Source organism: Hoeflea sp. BAL378 (assembly GCF_000759435.1).
Classification (GTDB): Bacteria; Pseudomonadota; Alphaproteobacteria; order Rhizobiales; family Rhizobiaceae; genus Hoeflea.
Map to the genome: position 1 here is coordinate 1 of NZ_JRJG01000119.1, position 6828 is coordinate 6828.

A 6828-nucleotide genomic window follows, 5' to 3' on the forward strand; every position below is an offset into this window, starting at 1 on the left:
GCGAGGAGCGTCGCCGGAAATCCGGAATCAGAAGGGCGGGCGTCCAGGACGCCCGCCCTTTTCCGTGCCTGCAGACTGGTCCATCCGGTGCGGCACGCGCGGGCTCGGGCCTGATGTCTCCCGGTCAGGCACATTCCGCGCGCCGGGACGGAACCGGATCCCCCCGCGCGCGTTGGATGAGGTCCCGCCGGTTGCGCCGCGTCCCCAGGAGACCTACTCAGGAAGACACACGCTCGAGCGCCCCTGCCACACTTGCGGCCGAAAGGCCGCACGAACCTATCACTGGATTGACCCGATGCGCCGCTATGCCTGCCCCACCTGCTCCAATGAAGTGCATTTCCGCAACAGCCGGTGCGTGAGCTGCAATTCGAAGCTCGGCTATGTCCCGGCGCGGGACCAGATCTTCTCGGCGCCCGCCGAGAGCGACCGGTGGCATGACGGCCCCACCGCCTACAACGCCTGCGCCAACCGACACATGATCGGCTGCAACTGGCTGGTCGAGGACGGGCCGGAAGAGCAGCACTGCCTCAGTTGCAGCCACACGCTGGTGATCCCGGATCTGTCGCTGCCGGAAAACCGCGACCGCTGGGCGGCGCTGGAAGAAGCCAAGCGGCGCCTGTTCTATTCGATCGTCAAGTTCCGGCTCGGCGTCGGCGATCTCGTCAATGCGCCCGAGGCGGCGCTGCGCTTCGAGTTCAAGGCCGATGTGCTGGCGCCGGATGGCCAGATGAAGAAGGTGCTGACCGGCCACGAGAACGGCCTGATCACCATCAACATCGCCGAGGCCGACGATCCCACCCGCGAGAAGCACCGCAAGGCGATGGGCGAGCCCTACCGCACCCTGATCGGCCATTTCCGCCACGAGATCGGTCATTACTACTGGGACCAGCTCGTCGCCGACAAGCCGGCGCTCGACGGCTACCGCGCCATTTTCGGCGACGAGCGCGAGGATTACGCCGAAGCGCTCAAGCGGCATTACGAGGGCGGCGCGCCCGACGGCTGGCAGATGACCCATGTCAGCTCCTATGCCTGCGCCCATTCCTGGGAGGATTTCGCCGAGACCTGGGCTCATTATTTCCACATCGTCGACGGGCTGGAGACGGCCGGCTGGTACGGGCTCGACGGCCATACGCCCGATGCAGGCCTCAACCGCACGCCGGGCGGCTGGTCGGACGCCGGCCCCTACGGCGCGGTCGAGTTCCGCCCGATGATCGAGGCCTGGGTGCCGCTGACGGTGGCGATGAACGCCATGAACCGCTCAATCGGGCTCGGGGATTTCTACCCCTTCGTGCTCTCGGACGTGATCTTCTCCAAGCTCGAATTCATCCACGGCCTGATCCACAACCGCGGCTGAGCCAAGCGGCGCGGGACCCTATGCGGCCGCCACGTGCTCTTCCTGCAAGGCCAGCGGCACGCGGACGCTGACGATCGTGCCGACGCCTTCGACCGACCGCACCTTCATCGCCCCGCCATGCAGTTCGGCGAGAGAGCGCGAGATCGCCAACCCCAGGCCGGAGCCGCCGGTGGATTTGGAGAACTGGTTCTGAACCTGCTCGAACGGCTGGCCGATCCGGCGCAGCAGCGACTTCGGAATGCCGATGCCGGTGTCCTCGATGGTCAGCGTCACCGCGCTCGAGGTCTTTCGCGCGCGCACCAGGATGCGGCCGCCCGGCTCGGTGAACTTGACCGCGTTCGACAGCAGGTTGAGCAGGATCTGCTTCATGGCGCGGCGGTCGGCGTTGAGCGACAGACGCGGCGAGATCTTCTGCTGCACCTCGACGCCCTTCTTCTCCGCCTGGATCGCCAGCAGCCGCAGCGTTTCCTCGATCAGCGGCGCCAGGTCCACGTCCTCGCGCTGGATCTGCATCCGCCCGGCCTCGATCTTGGCCATGTCGAGGATGTCGTTGATGACGGTCAGCAGGTGGATGCCGGAATTGTGGATGTCGTCGGCGTATTCGGCGTATTTGTCCGAGCCGAGCGGGCCGAACATGCGCGTCTGCAGCACCTCGGAGAAGCCGATGATGGCGTTGAGCGGGGTCCTGAGCTCATGGCTCATATTGGCCAGGAATTCGGACTTGGCCCGGCTTCCGGCTTCCGCCCGCTCTTTCTCGACCTGGTAGTCCTGGTTGAGCTCGGAGAGTTCCTCCGCCTTGCGCTTGAGTTCGGACTGGGAGGCGGTGAGATCGCCGATGGTCGCCATCAGCCGCTTCTCGCTGTCGCGCAGACGTTCCTGGTTGCGCTTGAGCGGCGTGATGTCGGTTCCCACCGACACCTGGCCGCCGTCGCGCGTCTCGCGCTCGTTGATCTGCAGCCAGCGGCCGTCGGCGAGCTGCACCTCATGGGTCTGCGCCTGGCCCTTGCCGCAGGGCACCGCCAGCCGCCGCGCCACCACCGGCCGTGTCGCCGCAGCCTCCACCGTGTCGCGCGGGGTCCCGGGCGCGAGCACGTCGGCGGGCAGGCCGTGGATTTCCTGGTAGTGCTTGTTCCACAGCACCAGCCTGTCGTCGCGGTCCCACAGCACGAAGGCTTCCGAGGTGCTCTCGATGGCGTCGAACAGGCGTTGGTCGGCTTCCGCCGTGCGCTGCTGGAGCTGGTGCTGCTCGGTGACGTCCATGGCGATGCCGATCAGGTGGGTCTGGGCCGAGCTCGGATCGACCACCTGCGCGCGTGTCCGCATCCAGACATAATGGCCCTTGGCGTGGCGCATGCGGAAGAGATGGTCGACCTGCTTGATGTCGCCGCTGGCGACCTTCTGGGCGATCTCGTAGAGGTCGCCGTCGTCGGGATGCATCAGCCGCGAGGCGTCGCCGAAGGAGATCACGCTGTCGCGCGGCGGCAGCCCCAGGATCTCGTACATCGAGCGCGACCAGTACAGCCGTCCGCGCGCCATGTCCCAGTCCCACAGGCCGCAGCGCCCGCGCGACAGCGCCATGTCGACGCGTCGCTGGCTTTCGAGATAGATGCCGTCGGCCTCCTGCGCCCGTCCGGCCTGGCTGAAATAGGCGTAGAGGATCACCAGCAGGATCGAGGAGGTGGCGATGAACAGCGTCACATTGACCGAGACCGACTGCCGCCAGGCCTCGTTCATCTCCGCCACCGGGGTCAGCGCCAGGATGGCGCCGGCGGAGTCGGGCAGCCGCGACATCGCCGCCAGGTACTCCTGCCCGCCGAATTCGATGGTCTGGACGCCAGCGCGTTCGCCAAACAGCCACAAGGGCGCCGATTCTGCAAGCAGCGCCATGATGGGACGGCCGACGAGATGCTGACCGCCGGCAGTGGCGGCGAACACCCGGTCCTGCGCGTCGATCACCAGCATGGTGCGTCCGCCGGTGTCCGGCATGGCACTGAGCACGCGGTTGAGCCGGGCCTCGGTCTCCCAGCGCAGGGCCTGCCGGACCGGGGAGGGGTCGGCCGTGAACATGGCGTTGGCGGCGGCGAGCGTCAGCGCGGTCATCTGCTGGGCGGCCGTGAACAGCCGGTCGCGGCCCTCGCTCATGTTCATGTAGCGGGCGGCGGCGACCACCACCAGGAAGGCGACGATGAGGACCGGAATGAGGCGCTTGAGGAAGGGTTCGGCGCCTGCCAGGCGCTCATAGGCGGGCTGCGCGAACAGCTTGGCGTGACCGGAAAGTTGCCTGCCTGCCGCCCTTTTGAAATCAGGTTTTCGAGCGTGAATCGACCTTTCGGCCGCAGATAGGTCCTGCGCGTCCGCCATGATGTTTGCTTATCCCCGTTGGGATCCGGACAACCGCATCTCCGAATCTAACCTAATGAATCAAAGGTGATTCGGCTTGTCCAGCCCAAAAAGTAGGGTTTTGTTAACCATCTGAAAACGCCCGGTTAAATTCGGATTCGAGTCGCCTTTCCGGGCGTCGTACGGCGCCCGCTTGCAGGGCGGCGGGCAAATCACCCGGGCGCGCCGCGTGACCGCCGCACCCGATCGCCGGAGCGGCCGGGTCGGGGCGAGGCTGGGAGGCGGAGCGAAGCGGCGCGTCAGCCGGCCAGCATCCGGTCGACGATGTCGCTCACATCTGTGGAGAGGTTGCCCGCGGCACGGATCGAAACCAGCGCGAGCCGGGCCTGTTCCTGGCGTCCCGGCTCCAGCGAGCGCCACGACCGCATGGCGGTCAGAAGCCTGGCCGCGAGCTGCGGATTGCGCTTGTCGATGTCGATCACCTCGCGCGCGAGCAGCCGGTAGCCGCCGCCGTCGGCGGCGTTGAAGCCGGTCGGATTGCCCGACGAGAAGGCGCCGATCAGCGAGCGCACGCGGTTGGGATTGGTGCGGTCGAAATCGCTGCTCGCCAGCAGTTCCTCGACGCGCGCGCGGGTTTCGGCGCCGGGCGCGGTGGCCTGGATCGAATACCATTTGTCGAGCGCCAGCGGATCGCCCGCAAAGCGCGCCTTGAAGGCGTCCAGCGCCTCGCCGGTTTCGCGGGCGGCCGGAAAGTTCTGGGTCAGCACCTGCAGCGCCTGCGACAGCACGGTCATGTTGTCGGCCGCGTCGAAGGCGGCCTTGGCGCGGGCGGGGGAGCCCTCGGCGATCGCCGCGTAGCTCATGGCGATGCCCGCCAGCGCCCGCTTGCCCGCGTCCTCCGCACCGGGGCTGTATTGGCCCTTGGGCGCGCCTTCGGCGAGTCTCGCGAACAGGTCGAAGCCGGCGCGGGCGACTTCCATGAGCACCGCCTCGCGCGCCGTGTGGATGGCGTCGGGATCGATGTTGGAGCCGATCTCGCGGGCGATGTCGCTTTCGGCCGGCAGGGCCAGCGCCTGGGCGCGGAAGGCGGGCTCGAGGCTTTCGTCCGCCGCCACCGCGACGAGGATGTCGGCAAGCTCCTGCGCCGAAGGCAGGTTGCGGCCGTCGCGGGCGAGCCGGGAGGCGGTCACCAGATGGCGCGTCGCCTGCTCGTTGATCGCCTGCCAGCGCGCCACGCCGTCGCTGTCATGGCGGGCGATATGGGCGAGATCCGCCGCACTCTGCTCCATGGCGATGTTGACCGGGGCGGAGAAGCCGCGGTTGATCGACAGCACCGGCCGTCCGGGCACGTCGGTGAAGGTGAAGGTCTGCTTGCGCCGGGTGAGCTGGAACACGCCGCCGCCGGCCTCGCCGCCGGTAGGCCGGCCGTCGAATTCCGCGCCGTCGGGCAGGATCAGGCCATAGGCCAGCGGAATGTGCATCAGCGCCTTGCGCGACTGGCCGGGCGTGGGCGCAAGCGATTGCTCGAGCGTCACCTTGAAGGTCTTCTTCGCCTCGTTCCAGTCGGTCGACACCGAGACCGAGGGCGTGCCGGCCTGGCTGTACCAGAGCGAAAACTGCTTGAGATCGCGCCCGCTGGCTTCCGCGAAGCAGGCGAGGAAATCCTCGATGGTCGCCGCGTCGCCGTCATGCCGCTGGAAATAGAGATCCATGCCCTTGCGGAAATCCCCGCGGCCCAGGATGGTGCGGATCATGCCCACCACCTCGGAGCCCTTCTCGTAGACGGTGGCGGTGTAGAAGTTGTTGATTTCGCGATAGGCTTCCGGGCGCACGGGATGGGCGAGCGGGCCCGCGTCCTCGGGAAACTGGTGCGCCTTCAAGAGCCGGATCTCGGCGATGCGCTTGACCGCGGCCGAGCGCTGGTCGGCAGAAAAGGCATGGTCGCGGAAGACCGTCAGCCCTTCCTTGAGGCAGAGCTGGAACCAGTCGCGGCAGGTGATGCGGTTGCCGGTCCAGTTGTGGAAATATTCATGCGCGATGATCGCCTCGATATTGGCGTAGTCGGCGTCGGTCGCCGTTTCCGGGTCGGCCAGCACGTATTTGTCGTTGAAGACGTTGAGACCCTTGTTTTCCATGGCCCCCATGTTGAAGTCCGACACGGCGACGATCTGGAAGATGTCGAGATCGTATTCGCAGCCATAGACCTCCTCGTCCCATTTCATCGAGCGCTTGAGCGCATCCATGGCGTAGCCGGCGCGGCCCTCCTTGCCGTGCTCGACATAGATCTTGAGCGCCACCTCGCGGCCGCTCAGGGTGGTGAAGCTGTCCTCGACCAGACCGAGATCGCCGGCCACCAGCGCGAACAGGTAGGAGGGCTTGGGGTGCGGATCGAACCAGGCGGCGAAGTGCCGGCCCTCGTCATAATTGCCGCCGCCGAGATAATTGCCGTTCGACAGCAGATATTTCGCCTCGTCCTTGGAGGCGATGATGGTCACCGTGTAGACCGCCAGCACGTCGGGCCGGTCGTAGAAATAGGTGATGCGGCGGAAGCCCTCGGCCTCGCACTGGGTGCAGTAGACGCCGTTGGTGCGGTAGAGCCCCATCAGCTTGGTGTTGGTCTCGGGCGAGATCGTGGTGGCGACCGTCACCTCGAACGGACCGCTTGCGGGCAGGCCGCGGATGGTCAGGCTGTCGGGCGCGGCGTCATAGAGCGATCGCTCGATGTCGGCGCCGTCGATCTGCAGGCTGTCGAGGCTCACCTCGTCGCCGTCGAGCACCAGGGGCGCGTCCGCGGGCACGCCCTCGCGGCGGTGCATGATCACGCGCGAGATCACCTTGGTCTCCTTCGGATCAAGCTCGAAGGTCAGATCGATCCGCTCGACCACGAAATCGGTCGGCCTGTAATCCTTGAGCTTGAACACCTGTCCCGTTTCAGTCCGCATATGCATGTGCCCCGCAAAATCCCATTATGGCACAGGACGCTATCATAGCGGTTCCTGCCATGGGGTTAAGAGCGTTTGTCAATAAGGGCGGGTGCGACCCAGGCGGGAATCCTGGACCTCGGGCCCGGTCTGCGCGGCCCGTGCGGCTCTTGCGCGGAGGGCGCCTTCGCGACAAATGCGGACCCGCGGGCC

Annotated in this window: 3 protein-coding genes; 1 reads left to right on the forward strand and 2 read right to left on the reverse strand. The window is 66.8% G+C overall.

Features of this window, described 5'->3' with window-relative positions:
• Positions 1-295 precede the first annotated feature (295 nt).
• A complete protein-coding gene (locus tag LL06_RS20930; protein ID WP_035531375.1) occupies positions 296-1354 on the forward strand; it encodes a putative zinc-binding metallopeptidase in 1059 nt (352 codons plus the stop codon).
• 18 nt (positions 1355-1372) lie between these two features.
• On the opposite strand, the gene LL06_RS20935 is transcribed toward LL06_RS20930, so the two are convergent.
• Entirely contained in the window at positions 1373-3715 is a 2343-nt protein-coding gene (locus tag LL06_RS20935; RefSeq protein WP_035531378.1) for an ATP-binding protein, read from the reverse strand.
• Between the two features lie 278 nt (positions 3716-3993).
• The gene (gene pepN, locus LL06_RS20940; RefSeq protein ID WP_035531380.1) at positions 3994-6636 is read right to left on the reverse strand and encodes an aminopeptidase N; all 2643 of its coding nucleotides are present in this window, start codon (positions 6634-6636) and stop codon (positions 3994-3996) included.
• Positions 6637-6828: the final 192 nt, after the last annotated feature.